The sequence below is a fragment of the Streptomyces sp. NBC_01016 genome (assembly GCF_026341035.1).
GTDB lineage: Bacteria > Actinomycetota > Actinomycetes > Streptomycetales > Streptomycetaceae > Streptomyces.
Genome location: NZ_JAPEOQ010000001.1, coordinates 1,127,552 through 1,148,822, shown reverse-complemented (window position 1 = coordinate 1,148,822; position 21,271 = coordinate 1,127,552). Strand labels below are relative to the sequence as shown.

The window sequence follows — 21,271 nt, the reverse complement described above, 5'->3', positions numbered from 1 at the left end:
GCGTGCCGTGACAGCTCTACCATCGGCTTATCCGTAGCAGGCTCCCCTCCGTTTCTGCCCGACGGCTCGCACCCATGCGGGCCACCAAGCCCTACGGAGCATCGGGGGATGCACATGAACAGCGCTCCGCATTTGCTGAACGAGGACCGTCCCGAGTTCGAGCGGCTCCTCGATGACGCGCTGCGTACCGCACCGAATCGGCCTGAACTCGCCGCTGTGGGCCAGCGGCTCAACCCCGAGCAGCTGCGCACCATGGCGCTCGGCGCCGCCGCACTGATCAACACGGCGGCCGCCGACGAGTACCAGCGCTACGTCAAGGTCCGCGAGGAACTGCGCTCCACGCCGCGGCTCCTGCGTCCGCTACGCGAAGGAGGCAAAACCAGCGGGGAGAGCACGGGACCGGGCGTCGCCGCGGTCGCCGTCGTGCTCGCCCCGGTCCTGGCAGGGACCGCAGCCGTGATCTTCCTGCTCGTCGGCTACATCCTGGGCATGCTCAACCCGGTGCCAGGCCTCGCGAGGACCCTGCGCACCTTCGGCTGGGTCTTCGGCGTGATCGCCGCGGCAAGCATTCTCGTCGCGGCCGTCTGCCTGCTGCTCGCGGCCTTGCGCAATGGATCGACGTCTCTCCAGGCGAGCGCGCACGGCGAGGCCAGCGAGGAAGTGAAGCAGGCCAGGGAAGCCTGGCGCGTCGCGCTCCTGGACCGGGGCATCCTGCCGTTCCTGCGGGACGCCCTGGCGGATCCATCGGCGGGCGGCGGCTCGCCCCTCGGGGGCCGCGGCGGCTCCGGCGGGCGCATGCCGCAACTCGGCTACAACAGGCCGGGGTTCAGCAGCCCCGACGGCGGCGGCACGGCCACGGGCCAGCGCGCCGGCTATTCGAGCCCGGACTTCTCCAGCCCGGACTTCGGCGGCCCGGACCACCAGCCGGACTGATCCTCCGGCGGCCACCAGGCCGTGACCGACGACGAGGCCCCTCGCGCACGAGGGGCCCCACCGTCATGCCCTCAGTCGGCGATCGGCAGATACACGCGGTTGCCGGCCTGTGCGAACTCCTTGGACTTCTGCTCCATGCCCTCCGCGATCTCCGAGGAGGTGGTGCCGTGTTCCCGCCGGATGTCCTGCGAGATCTTCATCGAGCAGAACTTCGGCCCGCACATCGAGCAGAAGTGTGCCGTCTTCGCGGGCTCCGCCGGCAGCGTCTCGTCGTGGAACTCCCGTGCCGTGTCCGGGTCGAGGGCCAGGTTGAACTGGTCCTCCCAGCGGAACTCGAAGCGGGCGTCGGAGAGCGCGTCGTCCCAGGCCTGCGCGTCCGGGTGGCCCTTGGCGAGGTCCGCCGCGTGCGCCGCGATCTTGTACGTGATGACGCCGGTCTTCACGTCGTCGCGGTTGGGCAGGCCCAGGTGCTCCTTCGGCGTGACGTAGCAGAGCATCGCCGTGCCCCACCAGGCGATCATCGCGGCGCCGATCCCGGACGTGATGTGGTCGTACGCCGGGGCGACATCGGTGGTCAGCGGGCCGAGCGTGTAGAACGGCGCCTCCTCGCAGATCTCCTGCTGGAGGTCGATGTTCTCCTTGATCTTGTGCATCGGGACGTGTCCCGGGCCCTCGATCATGGTCTGCACGTTGTGGCGCTTGGCGATCGAGTTCAGCTCGCCGAGCGTCCGGAGCTCCGCGAACTGCGCCTCGTCGTTGGCGTCCGCGATGGAGCCGGGGCGCAGGCCGTCACCGAGCGAGTACGTGACGTCGTACGCCGCGAGGATCTCGCAGAGCTCCTCGAAGCGCTCGTAGAGGAAGCTCTCCTTGTGGTGCGCGAGGCACCACGCGGCCATGATCGAGCCGCCGCGGGAGACGATGCCGGTCTTGCGGTCGGCGGTCAGCGGGACGAACGGGAGGCGGACGCCCGCGTGGACCGTCATGTAGTCCACGCCCTGCTCGGCCTGCTCGATGACCGTGTCCTTGTAGATCTCCCAGGTCAGTTCCTCGGCCTTGCCGTCGACCTTTTCGAGCGCCTGGTAGAGCGGCACGGTGCCGATCGGGACGGGGGAGTTGCGCAGCACCCACTCACGCGTGGTGTGGATGTTGCGGCCGGTGGAGAGGTCCATGACCGTGTCGGCGCCCCACTTGGTCGCCCAGGTCATCTTGTCCACCTCCTCCTCGATGGAGCTCGTCACGGCCGAGTTGCCGATATTGGCGTTGACCTTCACCAGGAACCGCTTGCCGATGATCATCGGCTCGATCTCCGGGTGGTTGACGTTCGCGGGCAGCACGGCCCGGCCCGCCGCGATCTCCTCGCGCACGACCTCCGGCGCGACGTTCTCCCGGATGGCCACGTACTCCATCTCCGGGGTGATCTCCCCCCGGCGCGCATACGCGAGTTGGGTCACGGCCTGGCCGTCCCGGCCGCGGCGCGGCTGGCGCGGGCGGCCGGGGAAGACCGCGTCGAGGTTGCGGAGGCCGCCGCGCGGCGACGTGTGCTTGAGGCCGTCGTCCTCGGGACGGGCGGGGCGGCCCGCGTACTCCTCGGTGTCGCCGCGGGCGATGATCCAGTTCTCCCGCAGCGGCGCGAGACCGCGACGGACATCGGTGTCGACGGTCGGGTCGGTGTACGGACCTGAGGTGTCGTACAACGTCACCGACTGCCCGTTGGTGAGGTGCACTTGACGGACCGGCACCTGGAGGTCGGGGCGCGAGCCCCTGATGTACCCCTTGTGCCAGCCGATGGACCGGCCGGCCTCCTCGGTCGAGTTGGAGGCAGGCGTGTGCGCGTCCGTTGTGGTCATGAGACCTACTCCCTACGCCGGCATTACCCGGTAACAGGTTCAGCGGTCGACGCAGCGATATTCGTCCTTGGTCACGCAGCTCCACGCTGTTTCACGTGAAACGCGCAGGGACGAAGGTCAGCGCCCTCTCAGCCCGGTGCTCCGAGCTCCCGCGATGGCAAAAGCGGCTCCACGCTAACGTGACGCACGCCGCGTTGAACAGAGGGCCCCCCTCCGTTCTTGCGATGATCTGGCGGTGACCACCAGACAGCAGCCCTCAGCTCCGCCGTCCCACGCGCCGCATGGGCACTCCCACAGCCACGGCCCAGCGGCGCCTGTCTCCCGGCACTTGCGCAAGGTGATCGCGGCCGTCCTGATCCCGTTCTCGGTCGCGGTCGTCGTGGGCCTCGCGGTGCTCTGGCCGGGCGGCGCACCGCCGCACGAGCGCAGCGGTGTCGGCTTCGACCGGCAGACACAGCAGGCCACGGTCACCCGCGTCGAGAAGGTCGACTGCTCGTCCGTGCACGCCCAGGGCCAGAGCTCGACCGGGGACCCCACGGCGCAGCAGGGCACCACAGGCGAGCAGAAGACCAGTGGCACCTGCGAGAACGCGACGATCCGGATCGACAGCGGCAAGGACAAGGGCCGTACGTTCACCGAGGTCGTTCAGCCGGATTCACCGCGGCAGTTGCACGAGGGCCAGAAGGTGATCGCCGCCTACGCGCCGGACGCACCCAAGGACCTGCAGTACTCGGTCACCGATGTGAACCGCAAGGTTCCGATGGTGCTGCTGGCCGGGATCTTCGCCCTGGCCGTGGTCGTGGTGGGCCGGATGCGCGGCGTCATGGCACTGGTCGCGCTCGCGGTCAGCTTTATGGTGCTGACGTTCTTCATCCTGCCCGCGATTCTGCAGGGGTCGAACCCCCTGGTCGTCGCGGTGGTCGGAGCCAGCGCGATCATGCTGATCGCGCTCTACATGTGTCACGGCCTGACGGCCAGAACCTCCGTCGCCGTGCTCGGCACCCTGGTCTCGCTGCTGTTGATCGGCCTGTTGGGCTCGCTGTTCATCGGCTGGGCGGCCCTGACGGGCAACACCGACGACAACACGGGACTGATCCACGGCCTGTACCCGGACATCGACATGAGCGGTCTGCTGCTCGCCGGCGTCATCATCGGCTCACTCGGTGTGCTCGACGACGTGACGGTCACGCAGACCTCCGCCGTGTGGGAGCTGCACGAGGCGAACCCGACGCTGGGTCGGCGCGCCCTGTACCGGGCGGCGATCCGCATCGGCCGCGACCACATCGCGTCCGTCGTCAACACGCTCGTCCTGGCCTACGCGGGCGCCGCGCTGCCGCTGCTGCTGCTCTTCTCGATCGCGCAGAGCAGCGTCACCGACGTGGCCAACAGCGAACTGGTGGCCGAGGAGATCGTGCGTACGCTGGTCGGCTCGATCGGCCTCGTCGCCTCGGTGCCGGTGACCACCGCACTGGCCGCGCTCGTGGTCTCCGCCGACCGCCCGGAGACACACGGCGACCACCCGGAGACACTGGAGCCCGCGACGGCCGCTCCCGCTCCTGGACGCGGTGGCGGAGGCCGGCGGCGCAAACGCTGAAGGGCGCGGAACTGCTCGGGTGCACCGCGCTGCTGAAGCGTTACGTCTGGTCCGGTGTCGCACAAACCATCTGATGTCGCGAGAGCCGCCCGCTGTCGTGCGGGCCGTCTGCTGCTGTGCGTGCCGTCTGCTGTCGTGCGGGCCGATGGGGAGTCAGCCCGCGCTCTGCTCCTCGGCGAGGATCCGGTCGAGAGCCTCGTCGAGGTCGGACTCGAAGTCCGCGCCCGTCTCCTCCTGGCCCAGTGGGACGAGCCTGTCCGTCCGGTCGAGGAACGCCACGAGCGGTGCGACCCCGGCCCGGAACAGGGCCTGGTCCGCCCCGACCTGGAGCCTGATGTGCACCTCTCCCGGCATCTCGCCGACAGCGCCACCCACCCGCTCCACCGGTGTGACCTGTACATCCCCTTCGCCACTGGCCCCGTTGACCCCGTCGACGAGGAGCTCCCGGCCGAACGCCCAGGTCACGGGCGCGTCTCCGGGGAGATGGAAGGTCAGCCGCACGGCGTACGGATCGGTGGACTCGTACCGGAGCTCCACCGGAATGCGGAACGAGAGCTCCTCGGAGACGAGGAAGCTCATCATGACCTCTGCTTGGACTGCTTGTACGGACTCGCGCATCGCCTACCCCGTCAACTTGCCGTCGATTGGCCAGGAATCATCTCCCTGACACTGCTGGCATCTTGCTCAACGTACACACAGGATCACAAGGAGTGAGTTTTCAAATGCTGATAGAGAAGGCGAGTGTTCCTACCAGCCTGCCGATCTCGTGCTGCAACTGGCGGGCTGTGGGCAGCAGTTTCTCCGCCTGGTGGGAAGGGAGAGAAATGGCCAAAGTTGCCGCGGCCGACCCGATCGTCAGCGGAAACGCGGCACAGGCCGTGCCCAGCGCGTACTCCTGACGCTCGACGATCGGTTCCATGCGGCCCACCCGGCTCAGCTTCCGTAGCAGCGCGCGGTCGTCACGGACCGAATACGGAGTGATGGACTGCGCGGGGTAGCGCTCGAGGTGGTCCTTGCGGGCCTCCTCGTCGAGCTGGGAGAGCAGACACTGGCCGATGGCGTGGGCATGGCCGGTCTCCCGGAAGTCGGCCCACTCCTCGACGGCCGGATTGGCCGGGGTGTCGGCTACGGCGACGAGCTCGATCTCGCCGTCCCGGTAGACCGCGAAATAGACCGGGACGCCGATGGTGTCGCGCCAGTGCCGCAGCGCATCGGTGATCATGCTGCGACGATTCTGCTGCGCTCCGCTGCTGCTCAAACGCTCGGCGGCGTCACCGAAAACAAAGACGCCGTTCTCCCGGCGGAGATATCCCTCGTGGGTCAGCGTGCGCAGCAGGTGGTACGCGGTGGGAAGGGCGAGGCCGGCTTCCCGCGCGAGTTGCTTGGCCGGCGCCCCGTCGTCATGGGAGGCGACCGCCTCGAGCAGTCGCATGGCCCGCTGTACGGAGCCGATGAGTGTCTGCGGGGCAGCGGCGGGTGCGGTATCGACCGTGGCCAAGGTTCACTCCCGATGCGCGTGGGGAACCCCCGCGTGTTCGAGGCTCGCAGGGGGCTAAAGCCATCGAATTCCGGACTCTAACCCTTGGCCACCGATTGGCGCCTGCCGCGCAAGGAAACTTCCCCCGGTCGTGCGAAAGGTCGCGCGACGCAACGACCGGGATCCGCACACAAGTGCGTGCCCGGCTTCACCAGTCGCGGCTCCGCGACGACGAACCGACCATGAACTTCCGCACTACGTAGATGAGTCCACCGACCAGAGCGGCGAACACGAGCACCTTGAACAGCAGGCCGATCACAAAACCGACGACGCTCGCGATCAGACCGCCGAACACGACGATGGCGATGACCGGCACCGCGACCCACTTCACCCACCACGGCATGTCCGCGAATATTTCTCGCACTGCCATCGCTCTCCTCCGTTGTCTCTTGGATGCTTCTGCTTCGAGGCTTCTGCTTCGAGGCTTCTGCTTCAGTGTTCTACTTCGGTGTTCTGCTTCGATGCTGGCACGTCGAAGGCCCGTGCGGGCCCTTCCGATCCCTTGTCCTCCCCTGACCCGCCCCCTAGGGAACCCCGAGGTCGGGGCCGTCCGCGGGGCCTACCCGTCAGCTCTCCGGAGGCGAGAAGACGACGAGGACGCGCAGGTCCTCGCTGATGTGGTGGAACTTGTGCGCGACACCGGCCGGCACGTACACGACGCTGCCCCGGCCGACCTGAGTGGTCTCCATGCCGACCGTGATCGAAGCGCGGCCGCTGACCACGAGATAGACCTCGTCCTGCTGGTGCGGCTGCTGCCGGTCCTGCGTACCCGCGTCGAGCGCGTACAGCCCGACCGACATATTGCGCTCGCGCAGGAACTGCAGATAGGCCCCGTCGTTGGCGGCTCTCTCCGCCTCGAGCTCATCCAACCGGAACGCCTTCATCAGCCTCGCCCACCCCTGTCACCGATCATGTCTGCAACGATCAGACACATGAAGAATTTCCTCGTCAAGACGATCGCCAACGCGGGCGCCCTGGCCGTCGCCGTCTGGGTGCTCGACAAGATCACCCTCACCGGCGACAGCACCGGCAAGAAGATCGGCACGCTGATCCTCGTCGCCCTCATCTTCGGCCTGGTCAACGTGATCGTGAAGCCGATCGTAAAGCTCCTGACCTTCCCGCTGTTCGTCCTCACGCTCGGCCTGATCACGCTGATCGTGAACGCCGTGATGCTGCTCCTGACCTCGTGGCTGGCCGATCAAGTGGACCTCAGCTTCCACGTCGACGGCCTCTGGACCGCGATCCTCGGTGGCCTGATCGTGTCGATCGTCTCCTGGGCGCTGAACGTCGTGCTGCCCGAGGGCAAGGACTGAGAGCGGCCGAGGATGACCTACCGCGTCTGTTTCGTCTGCACCGGCAACATCTGCCGCTCGCCCATGGCCGAGCACGTCTTCCGCGCCCGCGTCGAGGAAGCGGGGCTCGACGGCCTCGTCGAGGTCGACAGCGCGGGCACGGACGGCTGGCACGAGGGCGACGGCGCCGACCCGCGCACCGTCCTTGTCCTCACCGAGAACGGCTACGACTCCGAGCACACGGCCCGCCGCTTCCACCGCGACTGGTTCGACCGCCTCGACCTGGTCGTCGCCCTCGACCACGGCCATCTGCGCACCCTGCGCCGCCTGGCGTCGACGCCCGAGGACGCCGAGAAGGTGCGCCTGCTGCGTTCCTACGACGCCGAAGCCGATCCCTCGGACCTGGACGTCCCCGATCCGTACTACGGCGATCTGGGCGGCTTCGAGGAGTGCCTGAAGCTCGTCGAGGCGGCCTCCGACGGCCTTCTCGTATCCGTGCGCGAAGCAGCGGGAGGACAGGTCGCATGACGGAGCCCTCGGCACAGGAACCAGGAACGGAGCCTTCGGCACAGGAGCCCGGAGACGGCACGCGGGCGGTCCGGGCGGGTCTGCCCGAGCCGGTCAAGAACGAACCGACCCTGCCGGGGCCGGTGTTCGCCGCACACTTCCATCTGCCCGGCGATGTGTCGGGGCCCTATGCGTACGGCCGCGACGAGAACCCGACGTGGACACATCTCGAGCGCGCCATCAGCGAGTTGGAGGCTCCGGGGCGCTCCGGCGTGGAGACGCTGGCCTTTGCCTCCGGCATGGCCGCGATCTCCGCGGTCCTCTTCTCGCAACTGCGCGCCGGCGACGCGGTGGTTCTGCCGGCCGACGGCTACCAGGTCTTCCCGCTCGTCCGCGAGCAGCTCACGGCGTACGGGATCGAGGTGCGTACCGCGCCGACCGGCGGTGACGCGCAGCTCGACGTGCTCGACGGGGCACGCCTGCTGTGGCTGGAGACGCCGTCCAACCCGGGCCTCGACGTCTGCGACATCCGGCGCCTCGCCGACGCCGCCCACGCGCGCGGGGCGCTCGTCGCCGTGGACAACACGCTCGCGACGCCGCTCGGGCAGCGCCCGCTGGAGCTCGGCGCGGACTTCGCGGTGGCCAGCGGCACCAAGCAGCTCACGGGCCACGGCGACCTCCTGCTCGGCTACGTCGCGTGCGCCGACGCCGAGTTGATCGCCTCGGTGAAGCGCTGGCGCAAGATCGTAGGAGCGATTCCCGGGCCGATGGAGGCCTGGCTCGCGCATCGGTCCCTCGCCACGCTCGAGCTGCGCGCCGAGCGGCAGAGCGCCAACGCGCTGGCCGTGGCACAGGCGCTGCTGGAACGCGAGGACGTCGCCGCGGTGCGTCATCCCGCTCTGCCCGGCGATCCGTCCCATGACGTCGCCGCAGGGCAGATGCGGCGGTTCGGCTGCGTGGTCGCCTTCGAGCTGCCCTCGCGCGCCCGGGCCGAGCGGTTCCTGGAAGCCCTGACCCTGGTGGACGACGCGACGAGCTTCGGCGGCGTACGGTCCACCGCCGAGCGGCGCGGGCGCTGGGGCGGGGATGCCGTCACCGAAGGCTTCATCCGCTTCTCCGCGGGCGCCGAGAACACCGAGGACCTGGTGGCGGACGTGCTGCGGGCGCTGGACGGGGCCCGAGACCCGTCAGAAGGGCCCTAGTACCGCGCGCGCTACGTACAACGGACGGTCCGAGCCTCCCCCCTCGTGGCTCGGACCGTCCCGGTTCTTACGCGCGAAGAACCGCGCGAACAAGGCTAGTTGACTCTGTGTCAGTGTCCAATCACGGTAGCGACAGAGACCTATCGACTTATTTATAGTTGGGCGCGGCTCTGGGGTTGGGAAGGGGAGGTGTGCCGCGATGGATCTCGCGTTGCTGCGCACCTTTGTGACGGTGCATCGCGCCGGTTCGTTCACCCGCGCCGCCGCTCTGCTCGGCCTGTCCCAGCCGGCGGTCACCTCCCAGATCCGCACGTTGGAGCGGCAGCTGGGGCGCCCGCTCTTCCTGCGCCAGGCGCGCGGTGTGACGGCCACGACGATCGCCGACGAGCTGGCCCACAAGGCGGCTCCGCATCTCGACGCCCTCGTGGAGATCGCCGAGGCAGGGCTCGGCGAGGAGTCCGCCGTGCGCACCCTGCACCTGGCGGGGCCTCCGGAGTTCACCGCGGAGCGCGCCCTACCTGCACTGACGGCCCTGACCCGGGACGACGGGCAGAGCATCGCGTTACGGACGAGCTTCGGCACGGCCGAGGAAACCCTGGAGGGGCTCGCCGCGGGGCATCACGATCTGGCCATCGCGACGGCCCGTCCGCGCGGCGCCCTGCACACGGCGACTCCGCTCTGCGACGAGGAGCATGTGCTGGCCGCCGCCCCGCGCCTGGCCGCCCGGATCGGCCGCGGCATGCTGCACCGCGACGCGGCGCCGTCCCTGGAGAAGTTCCCGGTGGTCGAGGTGCACGAGTCGTTGCCCCTGGTCAGCCGCTACTGGGCCGCAGTCTTCGACTCCCGGCCCGCTGTCTCCGCCACGGTCGTCGTGCCCGATCTGCGCGCGGTGCTCGCCTGTGTGATCGCGGGAGCCGGCCTCGCCGTCCTGCCGCGCTATCTCTGCGAGGAGAACCTGGAGCGCGGGGAAATCGTCGCCCTGCTCGACCCGCCCGTGCCGCCGCTGCGTACGTATTTCCTGGTGGTGCGCACCGGCACACTCGCCATGCCGCACATCGCGCGGGCGCACGAGTGGCTACTACGCGCTGCCGTCGACTGGTCGTGATCGGGGCACCGAGCGATACGGGATGTTTCACGTGGAACCAGCCGGGCCACATTTCTCCCATGACCGTCCGACCCGTGGTCAAGCGCACCGCACGCGCCGTCCTGCTGGATGGCGACAACCTGATCCTGATCAAGCGAACCAAGCCCGGCGTCGATCCGTACTGGGTGACTCCCGGTGGTGGGGTCGAGCCGGAGGACACGACCGTCGTGGACGCCCTCCATCGCGAGGTGCACGAGGAGCTCGGCGCCAAGATCGTCGACGTGGTGCCCTGCTTCGTGGACACCGTCGAGCACATCGGCGAGGACGGCGGCGCGACCGGCGTGAAGGTCCAGCACTTCTTCGTCTGCCGACTGGAATCGATGGACACCGACGAGCGGCACGGGCCCGAGGTCGAGGACCCGTGCGGCAGCTACGAGATCGTGCGGGTGCCGTTCACCCGCGTCGGCATCGCCTCGGTCCATCTGGTGCCGCTCTCGCTGCGTCACTACCTGGACGGCAACATCGAGGGCGTACGGGCGATGCACGCGCCCGATCTGGGCTGACGCCCCGCTGTACGAGGTGTGGGACGGCGCCGCACCTCGCTACGAGGCGTGGGGGCGGCGCCGCGCATCGAGGGCTCAGTCCGCCGCAGCGACCAGGTCCTCGACCGAGTCGTGCCGGATGCGGCTGCCGGGGATACCGATGCGCCGCAGGGTGTCGATGCTGCTGCGGATCATGCCGGGCGGCCCGGAGAGATACGCGTCGTACTCGTTCCAGGGGCCGTACTCCCGTACCGCGTCCGGCAGCTGGAGGTGGGCCTGCTGGTCGACGATGGGACGCACCGAGAGCCACGGGTGGCTCTGCGAGAGGCGCAGCATCGTGTCGATGTCGTACAGATCATGGTTGGTGCGGGCGCCGTAGAACACCTCGACCGAGCGCTGGTGCCCATGCTCGGCCACGTCCTCGACGAGCGCCTTGATGGGCGCGATGCCGGTGCCGCCGCCCAGGCAGAGAAGCCCACTGTCGGTGGTGTGGTCGACGGTCATGGAACCGGCGGGCGGGCCGAGGCGCAGCACGTCGCCGGGGCGGGCCCGATGCACCAGGGCGTTGGAGACCCAGCCCGCCGGAACCGCCTTCACGTGGAACGAGAGCAGCCCGTCGGAGCGGGGCGCGGACGCGAACGAGTAGTGCCGCCAGATCCGCGGCCACCAGGGCGTCTCCAGCGTCGTGTACTGCCCCGCCAGGAACGGGTAGGGCTGATCGGGCCGCACGGTCACCACGGCGACGTCGGGGGTGCGCAGGTCGTGCGAGACGACCTCGGCCAGCCACCAGGCCGGCGCCTTCAGCTCGTCCTCGGCCGCCGCGTCGATCATGACCTGGGAGATCGTCGTGTACGTGCGGACCCAGGCGGCCTCGGTCTCCGCGTTCCACGTGGTCGTGGCGTACTGGGTGAGCGCGGCGATCAGACACTCGCCGACGGCCGGGTAGTGGTCGGCCTGCGTGCCGTACTTGCGGTGCCCGCGGCCCAGGTTCTTCAGGTACGCCACGAGGACGTCCTTGTTGTCGATGTGCTCGGCGGCGGTCAGCAGCGCCTTGAGGATCCGGTCGCGCTGGGTGTCCATCGCCGCGGGGAAGAGCGGGCGCAGTTCGGGGTGGCGCACGAAGAGCAGCGCGTAGAAGTACGAGGTGACCCTGTCCGCGACGGGGCCGATCTCCTCCATCGTCCGGCGGATGAGAATCGCGTCGGGGGAGGCATGCGTGGGAGCGGTGCGCGCGGAGGCGGCCATGGGGCCGGGCGTCTCGGCGGCCCGCGGCGGGGCGGGCTGCTGCGTCTGCTGAGCGGCCGGCGCCTGACGCGGCTCCGGTATTCGGTGCTCCTCCGGCGTCGCCTCCTGGCCGGAACCGGTGGTGGGCGGCTGCGGGGCCGGGGCCGTGCGCGGCGTGAACCAGCCGCCCCCACCGTCCGAACCGTCAGAACCGGAACCGGCCGACGGCGTAGTGGTCGGAGCGTCCATGCTGTGCCTCGCCTCGAACATATTTCGGTCGGTCAACGTACTCCCGAGCTGTTCCACGCCCGGAAACTGTGGGCTTTCCCCCGCGCCTCGACAACAATGCAGTCCACATTGAACACTGCATTCCGGACGGCTACTGACAAGTAAGGCAAGAGTGTGACATTGTCCGCAGTCCCCTCATCTCAGCATGCCACCCGGTGTCATTGCCCAGAACGCAAAGCGGAAAGTGCAGGTCTTCGATCTCTCCGTCCCGTTAGGCTGCGTGGGCCTGCGCGCACCACGGGCTTCCCCTCGGCCTTCTTCGGCCACCCGGCGCGATCCGGATCCGACGATACCGGCCGCCGCGAAGTCGACAACCCCCTACCGGCATAACTGCGGATTAAGCGAACCTCGGTCGCCTCGTAAATTCCTCAATTACCGGTCTCGGCGCGCCAATTCGTGCGTCCGGCGCCGTCGAGCGCGGGCGAGAGCCGAGCCCCGCGCCATGTTTCACGTGAAACTCCCGGCGGGACCGAAAGCCTCGGGGCACTCTCCACAAAGCGGTGGACGCCACGGGGCGAAGTCCGACAGCCTGACCTGCGTGTCGACACCTTCCCTCTCCGACCTGCCCATCCGTCGTCTCACCCCGCGCGATGTCCTCGCGTGCGCCGACCTGTCCGAGAACCGGGGCTGGCCCCGTGAGGAACACAAGTGGCGGCTGCTGCTCTCCGCCGGTACCGGCTACGGCATCGATGACCCCGACGGCGGTCTCGTCAGCGCCTGCGTAGTGACCGAGTACGGCCCCCGGGAGCGGCCCGAACTCGGCGCGATCGGCATGGTCCTGGTCGCCGAGCAACACGCACGGCAGGGCATCGGCAGACGTCTGATGCGCCACATCGTCGAGCGGGCGGGCACGACACCGCTCACCCTCCATGCGACGCCGTACGGGCGGCCGCTCTACGAGGAGTTGGGCTTCAAGGTCACGGGGCGGGCCGAGATGGTGCGCGGCCGCTTCGCCGCGGGCGGGCCCCTGCCCGATGTCACCACGCGCGCGGCCACGGCGAACGACCTCCCGGCGATCCTCCGCCTGGACGCGAAGGTCTTCGGCCCGGACCGTACGCATGTGATCACGCGACTTCCGGCTTTCGCGGACCAGTTGCGGGTGGCGGTGGACAGTGGGGCCGGCGGGGCCGGTGGCGGGCTCATCGGCTTCGCGGCCGCCTGGCCCAATGAGGACACCCACGTCGTCGGTCCTCTCGTCGCCCGCGACACCGCGACGGCGCAGGCCCTCGTGGCCTCGCTCGCGGCGGGCACGGACCGGCCGCTGCGCACCGACATCGACGTGCGCCATGAGGAGCTGCTGGCGTGGCTCAAGGAGCGCGGACTCGAGGCCGTCGGCCTCAACGCGGTGATGAACTACGGGGCTTCGGGCCTGCCCGGCGACTGGACCCGCCGCTTCGCGCCGCTGACCGTGGCCGCGGGCTGATACACGTCCGCCCCAAGTACCGCTGTGCTGCGGCAACTTGGGGCGGCTGTGTGGTGTGGCTCTGCTGCTACGCGAGGGCCTCCACGGCCGCGGTGGCGAATCCGTGGTCCTGCTCGGGGGCGCCGCCACCGACACCGATGGCGCCGATGAGCCGGCCGTCGCGGTGGACCGGCAGGCCGCCGGCGATGAACAGCAGCGGCCGGTCCAGCGCGGTGGGCAGGGTGTGGAAGGGACCCTCGGGCTTCACCAGGTCGACGAGGTCGGCGGTGGGGGCGTTCAGCTGGAGCGCGGTGAACGCCTTGCGCGTGCTGGTCTCGCCGGAGATGAGGACGGCGCGGTCGTCGCGGCGGAAGGCCAGGAGGTGCCCGCCCGCGTCGAGGACGGTGACGCTGACGGTGACTCCGGCCGCCTCGGCGGCGAGGCGAGCGGCGGAGACCAGGGCCTCGGCGTCCTGCGTGCTGAGCGGGGTGACAGCGGTGGTGCTCATGAGGTGATGCTCCTTGCGGGGTGGTGCTGAGAGGTGCTGTGGGGCGGGGGCGTCATCGGCCCCGTCGACCGGGGTGGGGGTCAGTGGTGGGCCGGCTCGGTGCGCGGCTGCTCGGCGGCCGCGACGATCAGGCTCGGAGCGGGCGAGCGGCGCTCGAGGGCCGCGGACAGCACGGCCAGAACGAGAGCCCCTGCGGCGAGCACGGCGCCGACCCAGTTCGGGGAGGTGTAGCCGAGGCCCGCGGCGATCACCATGCCGCCGAGCCAGGCGGAGAGCGCGTTGCCGAGGTTGAAGGCGCCGATGTTGACGGCCGAGGCGAGCGTCGGGGCGCCGGAGGCCTGGTCGAGGACGCGCTTCTGCAGCGGCGGCACGGTCGCGAAGCCGAACGCGCCGATCAGCACGATGGAGATCGCGGACAGCACCTGGTTGTGCGCGGTGACCGTGAACAGGGCGAGCACGAGGGCGAGCGCGCCCAGCGACACGTACAGCAGGGGCATCAGGGCGCGGTCGGCGAACTTTCCGCCGACGAGGTTGCCGGCGACCATGCCGAGGCCGAAGAGGACCATGAGCCAGGTGACGGAGCCGTCCGCGAAGCCGGCGACGTGCGTCATCATCGGCGCGATGTAGGTGATGGCCGCGAAGACGCCGCCGAAGCCGAGCACGGTCATCGCCATGGCGAGGACGACCTGCACGTTCTTGAACGCGGCCAGCTCGTGACGCAGCCGCACGCCTTCCGGCTTGGGCAGGTCGGGCACGAGCTTGGCGATTCCGGCGAGGCCGATGACGCCGAGCGCGGCGACGACTGTGAACGTCACGCGCCAGCCGACCGTCTGGCCGATGAAAGTGCCGAGCGGGACACCGACGACGTTGGCGACGGTCAGGCCCGTGAACATCATGGCGATCGCTCCGGCCTTCTTCTCCGGTGCCACGAGCTCGGCCGCGACGACCGAGCCGATGCCGAAGAACGCGCCGTGGGCGAGCGAGGCGACCACGCGGCCGATCAGCATGACGGCGAAGACGGGCGCGACGGCGGACAGCAGGTTGCCGACGATGAAGAAGCCGAGCAGCAGCATCAGCATCCGCTTGCGCGGGATGCGCGTGCCCAGGGCGGTCATCAGCGGGGCGCCGAACATCACACCGAGCGCGTAGCCGGTCACCAGAAAGCCGGCCGTGGGGATGGAGACGCCGAAGTCACCCGCGACCTCAGGGAGCAATCCCATGATCACGAATTCCGTGGTTCCGATACCGAACGCCCCGATCGCGAGGGCGAGAAGCGCGAGAGGCATGGAGGGACCCCTTCCAGACTGTTGCGGGTGCGCTTTACAAGACCTCACAATAATTGCAGACGCTGGTTAATTGCAAACGCGGGCAACCCCGAACATCGACTACCCTGGGCTGAGCCGCTCCGGGACGGAGGAACCAAGAGCCATGACCGCTACAGACCCCGCACTGACCGCCCTCTCGCAGGGCTGGTGCGCGCTTTCGCTGCTGCACGGGAAGATCGAGTCCCACATCGAGCGCGCACTGCAGGCCCACCACGGGCTGAGCGTGCGCGAGTATTCGCTGCTTGACGTCCTCAGCCGTCAGCACGACGGGGAGGGCGGCCACCTCCAGATGAAGCAGGTGGCCGACGCCGTCGTCCTGAGCCAGAGCGCGACCACGCGCCTGGTCACGCGGCTCGAGGAGCGCGGCCTGCTCTCCCGCTACCTGTGCCCGACCGACCGTCGGGGCATCTACACGAACGTCTCCGAGGCCGGGTTCACCCTCCTCGAAGAGGCCCGCCCCACGAACTCCGCGGCGCTGCGGGAAGCCCTCGACGCCGCGGCCGAGAACCCGGACCTCGCACCCCTGGTCAAGGCGGTCGAGGGGCTGCACGCCGTCGCCTGACCGGGCCGAGCACAGTCGGCGGGAGGCTCCGCATAGGCTGCGGCCCATGGGAGATCTTGAGATCAGGCCGGCCGCGGCCGAGGACATTCCGGAGATCGTCGCCATGCTGGCGGACGACCCGTTGGGCGCCCAGCGGGAGTCACCGGAGGACCTCACGCCGTATCTCGCCGCGCACGCACGCCTGACGGCGGACGCGAATCAGCACCTCGTCGTCGCCGTGCGCGGGGGCCGCGTCGTCGGCACGCTGCAACTCAGCATCATCCCCGGGCTCTCCCGGAAGGGCTCCACCCGCTCGCTCATCGAGGCCGTCCGCATCCACGCGGACGAGCGTGGAAGCGGCCTCGGCACGCAGCTCATCGAGTGGGCCGTCGACGAGTCCCGGCGCGAGCACTGCCAGTTGGTGCAGCTGACCTCCGACGCCACGCGCACCGATGCCCACCGCTTCTACGAGCGGCTCGGCTTCGTGGGCTCGCATCTGGGCTTCAAGCTGCAACTCTGATCGGGGCCGGGGCCGGGGAGTCGATCGGTCGGCTGTTTCACGTGAAACAGCCGATTCACGTGAAACAGCCGACCGACGGAGCCGCGCATCACCGCGGAATGCCCCGCCACCCCTCCGGATCCACCCCGCCAGGAACGGGCCCGTCCGCCGGGTACGGCTCCCGCGTGAAGACGAAGGAACCGAGGTCGAGGTGGCTCACCGCCCCATCGTCCCGCCGGACGGCCCGGAGCAGCTCCCCCGCGTAGTAGCCGTCGAGCCCGGTCCAGGTGCCATCCCCGTTCGACCGGAACCGGGAGCGTCGCCCGCCCTCGGCCGCCGGCCCCATCTCCACTCCACCGTCGGCCGCCAGGCGCAGCACCACGGCCTGTGTCCCCCAGTACCAGGGCCCCACCAGCTCCAGTTCGGAAGCCTTCACTTCGGGGAGCGGTCGCCACGGCTCGGGCAACCTCGGTTCAGCCTCGGCGACGATCCCCAACAGCTCGGCGGCCAGCGTCGCCACGGGCACCCCCGTCGTGCAGTTGGCGAGAGCGACCGCCACGAGTCCCTCTTCTTCGCACAGCCACAGCCCCGCCACGAACCCCGGCAGCGAGCCGGTGTGTCCGGCCAAGGTGAGGCCGCCGCCCCGCACCACCTGCATGCCGAGCCCGTACGAGGCCTCCCAGTTGCCGGGCAGCGTCGGCGCCGCGGGGGTCCGCAGCTCCCGGACGGAGTCCGCACTCAGCACCCGCTCGTCTCCGACTGCGAGGAAGGACGCGAAGACGGCCAAGTCCCGGGTGGTGGACCACAGTTGACCGGCAGGGGCCATCAGGCCCAGATCCTCACTCGGCTCCGGAAGCAGCACATCTGCGTACGGGTGCACGGCCCAGCCCCCGGCGTGCGGGTGCTGCGGTTGGACGCTGGTGCGGGTCAGACCCAGCGGTTCGAGGATCTCGTCGCGCAGGGCCTCCTCCCAGGACACCCCGCGCACCGCCTCGACCAGGGCGCCCAGGAGCGTATAGCCGGGGTTGGAGTAGTGGTGGCGACGGCCGACGGGGTGCCGGAAGGGCTGCTCGCCGAGGACGTCCGCGAGGGTCGGGCGCCGGCTCCCCGGGCTCCGCTCCCACCATTCCCCCGGAGTCTCCGCAGCCAACCCGCCAGTGTGGGCGAGCAGTTCGGCGATGGTGACCGTGCCGGCACCGGTGTCGGGCAGATGCTTCTCGAGCGGGTCCGCCAGGTCGAGCAGCCCTTCGTCGCGCAGCCGCAGCACCAGCACGGCCGTGAACGTCTTGGTGATCGAACCGATCCGGTACTGCACGTGCTCGTCCGGCCCGTGCCCGTCCACCGAGGTACGCGACCCGGTCCACACCAGCTCACCGTCCCGCGCGACCGCGGCCACGAGTGAGGGCGCCCGCCCCTCGCTCTGGGCTACGGCGATGCGGTGCAGGAGGGCGCGACGCGTGGTGGGCAACAACTCTTCCGGGGATGTCGTCATACGCCCAGTCCATCCCGGCCGACGACCGACGTCGAGCGGTTTTCACCGGAGGCTGATCTTCTCCAGAGCAGCCGGGGTGCTCGCCCTACCCGTCTTCCGATCAGGTCTGCGCCATGTCCACGAAGCGCGAGTAGTGGCCCTGGAAGGCGACGGTGATCGTGGCCGTCGGACCATTACGGTGCTTGCCGACGATGATGTCCGCCTCGCCCGCGCGCGGAGACTCCTTCTCGTACGCGTCCTCACGGTGCAGAAGGATGACCATGTCGGCGTCCTGCTCGATGGAGCCGGACTCACGCAGGTCGGAGACCATCGGCTTCTTGTCCGTGCGCTGCTCGGGACCACGGTTCAGCTGGGAGAGCGCGATCACCGGCAGTTCCAGCTCCTTGGCCAGCAGCTTCAGGTTTCGGGACATGTCCGATACCTCCTGCTGACGGCTCTCGGAGCGCTTCGAGCCACCGGCCTGCATCAGCTGCAGATAGTCGATGATCACGAGCTTGATGTCGTTGCGCTGCTTGAGCCGGCGGCACTTCGCGCGGATCTCCATCATCGACAGGTTCGGGGAGTCGTCGATGTACAGCGGCGCGGCCGAGACCTCGGGCATCCGGCGCGCGAGCCGCGTCCAGTCCTCGTCCGTCATCGTGCCGGAGCGCATGTGGTGCAGGGCCACGCGCGCCTCGGCCGACAGCAGGCGCATCGCGATCTCGTTGCGCCCCATTTCGAGGGAGAAGATGACGCTGGGCAGGTTGTTCTTGATCGACGCGGCGCGCGCGAAGTCCAGTGCCAGCGTGGACTTACCCATGGCGGGGCGGGCCGCGATGACGATCATCTGGCCCGGGTGCAGACCGTTGGTGAGCGAGTCGAAGTCGGTGAAGCCTGTCGGCACACCGGTCATCTCACCGCTGCGCGAACCGATCGCCTCGATCTCGTCGAGCGCGCCCTCCATGATGTCGCCGAGCGGGAGGTAGTCCTCGCTGGTGCGCTGCTCGGTGACCGCGTAGACCTCGGCCTGCGCCCTGTTGACGATCTCGTCGACGTCGTCGTCGCCCGCGTATCCCATCTGCGTGATCCGCGTGCCCGCCTCGACGAGACGACGCAGTACGGCGCGCTCGTGGACGATCTCCGCGTAGTACTCGGCGTTCGCCGCCGTCGGGACCGTCTGCACGAGGGTGTGCAGATACGATGCGCCACCCACCTTGTTGATCTCGCCGCGCTTGGTCAGCTCCGCGGCGATGGTGATCGGGTCGGCGGGCTCGCCCTTGGCATAGACGTCGAGGACTGCCTGGAAGATCGTTTCGTGGGCCGGCTTGTAGAAGTCGGCCCCCTTGATGACCTCCACGACGTCGGCGATCGCGTCCTTCGACAGGAGCATGCCGCCGAGCACGGACTGCTCGGCGTCCAGGTCCTGCGGCGGGACGCGCTCGAAGGTGGCAGGGCCCTCGTCCCAACCACCGCCCTCGCTGCCCCGCTCGTGCTGGTCACCCTGGCCTCGGCCACCGCCCCGGAACGGCCGGGAAGCGGGGAGGCGATCGCTGGGACCGTCGTCGGCCCAGGGGTCGTCCAATGGCTCGGAGATACTCACCGGGCCGCCTCCTCCCGTCCGCCGAGCGGACCTCGCCGTACCCCTCATTCCTACGGCACGACACTGACAAATAAGAGGCCCAACTCCGCTTCTGACGCGTCGGTTTTGTGAGGTTTCCGAGGTCGCGGGACACGGTGGGCGCCGCACCACGGTAGGCCTGTCTGCACCGTCAGCCAATCTGGTTATCCACAGGCGGTGTGGATGACGGGCCCCTCGCTGTGGAGAACCAGGGAAAACCTGTGCACGACACGGTGGACAGTCCTGTGAACAAGCCCTCAGGCTATTCCATACATAGGCTCTGACCTGCGGTTTTCCCGTCCACCGGCTGTGCAGAAGAAAAACTTTCCCAGTCGGCCCAAGATCTCCGTCGGCCCCGCCGCGCGACACGCGGAAGACCTCCACAAGTAAGGGTCATTATCGCGTTGCATCTCTTACCTGTGGAAGATTAGATTGGTGCCCATGACACAGGCTCCCGCGACACCCAAGGCCGCCCGACGCCGGCACGACCGAGAGATCGTCGCCCTCGCCGTTCCCGCCTTTGGCGCACTCGTCGCCGAGCCTCTTTTCCTCATGGCCGACAGCGCCATCGTCGGCCATCTCGGCACCTCACAGCTCGCCGGACTTGCCGTCGCCTCGGCCCTGCTGCAGACCGCGGTCAGCATCTTCGTCTTCCTCGCCTACGCGACCACCGCGGCGGTTGCCCGCCGCGTCGGCTCCGGCGATCTGAAGTCCGCCATCCAGCAGGGCATGGACGGCATCTGGCTCGCCCTGTTCCTCGGAGCCGTGGTGGTCGCGGTCGCCCTGCCCACGGCCCCGGGGCTGGTCGAGCTCTTCGGCGCTTCCGACACGGCGACGCCCTACGCGATCACCTACCTGCGCATTTCCTCGCTCGGCATTCCCCCGATGCTCATCGTCCTCGCCGCCACCGGTGTGCTGCGCGGGCTGCAGAACACCAAGACCCCTCTCTATGTGGCGGTCGCCGGCTTCGTCGCCAATGCCGGGCTGAACGTCGCGCTCGTCTACGGTGCCGGACTGGGCATCGCGGGTTCGGCCTGGGGCACCGTCATCGCCCAGGTCGGCATGGCCGCCGTCTATCTCGTCGTCGTGATCCGCGGCGCCCGCCGCCATGGAGCTTCGCTGCGTCCAGATGCCGCCGGCATCAAGGCCTGCGCCCAGGCAGGCGCGCCGCTCCTGGTCCGTACGATCTCGCTCCGGGCGATCCTGATGATCGCGACGGCCGTCGCGGCCCGGCTCGGTGACGCCGATGTGGCCGCGCACCAGATCATCCTGTCGCTGTGGAGTCTGACGGCCTTCGCTCTCGACGCCATCGCCATCGCCGGCCAGGCGATCATCGGCCGCTACCTCGGAGCGGACGACGCTCCGGGCGCACGGGCCGTCTGCCGCCGGATGGTGGAGTGGGGGATCGCCGCGGGAGTCGTCCTTGGCGTACTGATCGTCGCCGCCAGACCTCTGTTCGTCCCGCTGTTCACGAGCGATCAGCTCGTGCAGGACGTCGCGCTGCCCGCCCTCATCGTCGTGGCCCTTTCCCAGCCCATTTGCGGGATCGTCTATGTCCTGGACGGTGTCCTCATGGGCGCGGGCGACGGTCCGTATCTGGCCTGGGCCATGCTGGTCACCTTCGCCATCTTCACGCCAGTGGCGCTACTGGTCCCCGTCCTCGGCGGTGGTCTCACCGCCGTATGGGGCGCGATGGCGCTGATGATGACGGTGCGCATGATCACGCTCTGGATCCGCTACCGCTCAGGACGCTGGGCCGTGACGGGCGCGACGCGCTGACTCGAAACGGGCTGTTTCACGTGAAACCGTGAACAGCGAAACGGCGTTCAGCGAAGCCGGTCGTACACCAAAGCAGTC

Annotated in this window: 21 protein-coding genes; 11 read left to right on the top strand and 10 right to left on the bottom strand. The window is 69.3% G+C overall.

The window, feature by feature from the left end; translation table 11 throughout:
- Positions 1 to 108 precede the first annotated feature (108 nt).
- On the top strand, positions 109 to 933 hold the full coding sequence (locus OG746_RS05375) for a hypothetical protein (protein ID WP_266712060.1): 825 nt from the start codon (positions 109 to 111) through the stop codon (positions 931 to 933).
- A gap of 71 nt (positions 934 to 1,004) precedes the next feature.
- On the opposite strand, the gene thiC is transcribed toward OG746_RS05375, so the two are convergent.
- Positions 1,005 to 2,780: a phosphomethylpyrimidine synthase ThiC gene (gene thiC / locus OG746_RS05370; protein WP_266712058.1), complete on the bottom strand. Its 1,776-nt coding sequence runs from the start codon at positions 2,778 to 2,780 to the stop codon at positions 1,005 to 1,007.
- Between the two features lie 235 nt (positions 2,781 to 3,015).
- Here thiC and OG746_RS05365 point away from each other — a divergent pair, with 235 nt between their 5' ends.
- Entirely contained in the window at positions 3,016 to 4,374 is a 1,359-nt protein-coding gene (locus tag OG746_RS05365) for a YibE/F family protein (protein WP_266712056.1), read from the top strand.
- 153 nt (positions 4,375 to 4,527) lie between these two features.
- On the opposite strand, the gene OG746_RS05360 is transcribed toward OG746_RS05365, so the two are convergent.
- From OG746_RS05360 to OG746_RS05345, 4 genes are all read right to left on the bottom strand, one after another.
- On the bottom strand, positions 4,528 to 4,992 hold the full coding sequence (locus OG746_RS05360) for an SsgA family sporulation/cell division regulator (protein ID WP_266712054.1): 465 nt from the start codon (positions 4,990 to 4,992) through the stop codon (positions 4,528 to 4,530).
- Positions 4,993 to 5,092: 100 nt separating this feature from the next.
- Complete coding sequence (locus tag OG746_RS05355) at positions 5,093 to 5,872, bottom strand: IclR family transcriptional regulator (protein ID WP_266712052.1); 780 nt, start codon at positions 5,870 to 5,872, stop codon at positions 5,093 to 5,095.
- A 187-nt stretch (positions 5,873 to 6,059) separates the two neighbouring features.
- Complete coding sequence (locus OG746_RS05350; protein WP_266718729.1) at positions 6,060 to 6,275, bottom strand: DUF5326 family protein; 216 nt, start codon at positions 6,273 to 6,275, stop codon at positions 6,060 to 6,062.
- A gap of 202 nt (positions 6,276 to 6,477) precedes the next feature.
- Positions 6,478 to 6,795: a cupin domain-containing protein gene (locus OG746_RS05345; RefSeq protein ID WP_266712050.1), complete on the bottom strand. Its 318-nt coding sequence runs from the start codon at positions 6,793 to 6,795 to the stop codon at positions 6,478 to 6,480.
- Positions 6,796 to 6,843: 48 nt separating this feature from the next.
- On the opposite strand from OG746_RS05345, the gene OG746_RS05340 reads away from it, so the two are divergent.
- The 5 genes from OG746_RS05340 (at position 6,844) to OG746_RS05320 (ending at position 10,559) form a co-directional block, all read left to right on the top strand.
- The gene (locus tag OG746_RS05340) at positions 6,844 to 7,224 is read left to right on the top strand and encodes a phage holin family protein (RefSeq protein ID WP_266712048.1); all 381 of its coding nucleotides are present in this window, start codon (positions 6,844 to 6,846) and stop codon (positions 7,222 to 7,224) included.
- Positions 7,225 to 7,236: 12 nt separating this feature from the next.
- The gene (locus OG746_RS05335) at positions 7,237 to 7,731 is read left to right on the top strand and encodes a low molecular weight protein-tyrosine-phosphatase (protein WP_266712046.1); all 495 of its coding nucleotides are present in this window, start codon (positions 7,237 to 7,239) and stop codon (positions 7,729 to 7,731) included.
- Positions 7,728 to 8,912 carry a cystathionine gamma-lyase gene (locus tag OG746_RS05330; RefSeq protein ID WP_266712044.1) on the top strand — a complete coding sequence of 395 codons (1,185 nt, stop codon included), beginning with the start codon at positions 7,728 to 7,730 and terminating at the stop codon, positions 8,910 to 8,912. The genes OG746_RS05335 and OG746_RS05330 overlap by 4 nt, the downstream gene beginning before the upstream one ends.
- 199 nt (positions 8,913 to 9,111) lie before the next feature.
- Positions 9,112 to 10,017, top strand: coding sequence for a LysR family transcriptional regulator (locus OG746_RS05325; protein ID WP_266712042.1), 906 nt, complete (start codon positions 9,112 to 9,114; stop codon positions 10,015 to 10,017).
- A 59-nt stretch (positions 10,018 to 10,076) separates the two neighbouring features.
- The gene (locus OG746_RS05320) at positions 10,077 to 10,559 is read left to right on the top strand and encodes an NUDIX domain-containing protein (RefSeq protein WP_266712040.1); all 483 of its coding nucleotides are present in this window, start codon (positions 10,077 to 10,079) and stop codon (positions 10,557 to 10,559) included.
- A gap of 75 nt (positions 10,560 to 10,634) precedes the next feature.
- Here OG746_RS05320 and OG746_RS05315 read toward each other — a convergent pair whose 3' ends face one another.
- A complete protein-coding gene (locus OG746_RS05315) occupies positions 10,635 to 12,011 on the bottom strand; it encodes a globin domain-containing protein (RefSeq protein WP_266712038.1) in 1,377 nt (458 codons plus the stop codon).
- A gap of 577 nt (positions 12,012 to 12,588) precedes the next feature.
- Between OG746_RS05315 and OG746_RS05310 the strand changes: the two genes are divergently transcribed.
- Complete coding sequence (locus tag OG746_RS05310; RefSeq protein WP_266712036.1) at positions 12,589 to 13,473, top strand: GNAT family N-acetyltransferase; 885 nt, start codon at positions 12,589 to 12,591, stop codon at positions 13,471 to 13,473.
- Positions 13,474 to 13,540: 67 nt separating this feature from the next.
- Here the strand turns inward: OG746_RS05310 and OG746_RS05305 are convergent, their stop codons facing one another.
- Together OG746_RS05305 and OG746_RS05300 are read right to left on the bottom strand one after the other, a co-directional pair.
- A complete protein-coding gene (locus OG746_RS05305; RefSeq protein WP_266712034.1) occupies positions 13,541 to 13,960 on the bottom strand; it encodes a GlcG/HbpS family heme-binding protein in 420 nt (139 codons plus the stop codon).
- A gap of 80 nt (positions 13,961 to 14,040) precedes the next feature.
- Positions 14,041 to 15,246 (bottom strand): MFS transporter, encoded by a 1,206-nt coding sequence (locus OG746_RS05300; RefSeq protein WP_266712032.1) that lies wholly within the window; start codon positions 15,244 to 15,246, stop codon positions 14,041 to 14,043.
- 142 nt (positions 15,247 to 15,388) lie between these two features.
- On the opposite strand from OG746_RS05300, the gene OG746_RS05295 reads away from it, so the two are divergent.
- Positions 15,389 to 15,847, top strand: coding sequence for a MarR family winged helix-turn-helix transcriptional regulator (locus tag OG746_RS05295; protein ID WP_266712030.1), 459 nt, complete (start codon positions 15,389 to 15,391; stop codon positions 15,845 to 15,847).
- 46 nt (positions 15,848 to 15,893) lie between these two features.
- Positions 15,894 to 16,346, top strand: coding sequence for a GNAT family N-acetyltransferase (locus tag OG746_RS05290; RefSeq protein WP_266712028.1), 453 nt, complete (start codon positions 15,894 to 15,896; stop codon positions 16,344 to 16,346).
- Between the two features lie 88 nt (positions 16,347 to 16,434).
- Here the strand turns inward: OG746_RS05290 and OG746_RS05285 are convergent, their stop codons facing one another.
- Complete coding sequence (locus OG746_RS05285) at positions 16,435 to 17,817, bottom strand: serine hydrolase domain-containing protein (RefSeq protein WP_266712026.1); 1,383 nt, start codon at positions 17,815 to 17,817, stop codon at positions 16,435 to 16,437.
- 100 nt (positions 17,818 to 17,917) lie between these two features.
- Positions 17,918 to 19,396 (bottom strand): replicative DNA helicase, encoded by a 1,479-nt coding sequence (dnaB, locus tag OG746_RS05280; protein WP_266712024.1) that lies wholly within the window; start codon positions 19,394 to 19,396, stop codon positions 17,918 to 17,920.
- Between the two features lie 459 nt (positions 19,397 to 19,855).
- On the opposite strand from dnaB, the gene OG746_RS05275 reads away from it, so the two are divergent.
- Positions 19,856 to 21,193 carry an MATE family efflux transporter gene (locus OG746_RS05275; RefSeq protein ID WP_266712022.1) on the top strand — a complete coding sequence of 446 codons (1,338 nt, stop codon included), beginning with the start codon at positions 19,856 to 19,858 and terminating at the stop codon, positions 21,191 to 21,193.
- The last annotated feature ends 78 nt before the right edge of the window (positions 21,194 to 21,271 follow it).